This window comes from Brevibacterium sp. FAM 24630 (assembly GCF_049804075.1).
GTDB lineage: Bacteria > Actinomycetota > Actinomycetes > Actinomycetales > Brevibacteriaceae > Brevibacterium.
The window spans coordinates 1-1,336 of the sequence record NZ_JBNBZD010000056.1; the positions used below are offsets into that span (position 1 = coordinate 1).

1 protein-coding gene and 1 other annotated feature are annotated in these 1,336 nt (G+C 60.6%); the gene reads right to left on the reverse strand.

Annotation, left to right across the window (positions count from 1 at the left end):
• Positions 1-45 precede the first annotated feature (45 nt).
• Positions 46-1,274 (reverse strand): IS3 family transposase gene (locus ACPUD7_RS17660; RefSeq protein ID WP_425120640.1). Its coding sequence is split into 2 segments (ribosomal slippage): positions 46-995 and positions 995-1,274, totalling 1,230 coding nucleotides; the frame shifts between segments, so codons are not numbered across the junction.
• Positions 873-1,005 (reverse strand) — a sequence feature (AL1L pseudoknot). It overlaps the preceding gene by 133 nt.
• Positions 1,275-1,336: the final 62 nt, after the last annotated feature.

Here is a 1,336-nt window from a genome sequence, read left to right on the forward strand (position 1 = left end):
GTGTCAAGTCCCGGTTTTTGTGGAGGATGAACGGTCGTTCAGTGATCAGGCAGCATCGGCAAGCACTTCGTTGTCCTCGAAGTACTCGGCTTCAACCTCGGCCGGAGTACGGTACCCCAGCATCGAATGCAGGCGCTCCGTGTTGAACCAGTGCACCCACTGGGCGGTCGCGACTTCAACATCGTCGAGTCCCGCGAACGGCCCCTCGAGGAAGACGAGCTCAGCCTTGTACAAGGAGTTCAGCGCCTCAGCCATCGCATTATCGTAAGAATCGCCCTTGGACCCGACCGACGCTACCGCGCCAGCCTCCTCAAGAGCCTTCGCGTAGCGCACCGCACGATATTGAACCCCGCGGTCCGAATGGTGGGTGAGTCCTTCAACACCTTGACCAGCCCGTTGACGTGCGAATATACCCATGTTCAGAGCGTCAAGAGCCAGGTCGGTGAACATCCTCGACGATGCCTTCCACCCCACGATCATCCGGGAGAACACATCGAGGACGAATGCGACGTAAACGAACCCTGAATCCGTGGGCACGTAGGTGAGATCGGCGACCCACAACCGGTTCGGCGCAACTGCAGTGAAGTTTCGTTTCACGAGGTCAGCCGGTCTCTTCGTTTCTGGTGCGGGCCGTGTCGTGCACGGGTACTTTCCGCGGACGAGACCGCGGAGACCGAGTTCCTGGCACAGTCTCTCGACGGTGCATCGGGCCACTGGGTCGAAGGTGCGGTTCAGCTCGGCGTGGATCTTACGAATTCCGTACACGCGTTTCCTCGGATGGGCGTGAATGGTCATGATTCTCTCTTTCAGGACAGCATCGCGGGCAGCGCGAGCGCTGATGGGGCGCTGTTTGAACGCATAGTACGACGATGGGGCGATCGGCAGTCCCAGATCGTGTTTGAGGACCTGGATGATCGGTTCGAGTCCCCACCGTTGCCGGTGCTCATCGCAGAACGCGACGATCACTTCTGTAGGCGGTCGAACTCCGCTTTGCCGAAAAACGCTGTTGCGGCTTTGAGAATTTCGTTGGAGCGGCGCAGCTCACGGTTCTCCTTCTCCAGCCGGCGGATCCGGCCTTCAGCATCTTCGCGCTCTGGCGGAATGTCGGCGGCTTCGGCCTTGCGGACCCAGGTACGCAGGGCTTCCTTTCCGACGCCAGTCTGTTCAGCGATGCGCGCGATGGCCCCGTTGCGGGTGTCGGCGTCGCGGCGGGCGTCGAGGGCAAGGCGGGTGGCCCGGTCGCGGAGCTCGTCGGGATATTTGGAGGTCGCCATGGTTGTTGTTTGGTCCTTTCGGGATTCGTGGCTTGGTCTCCATTAAACCCGGGACGAATCAC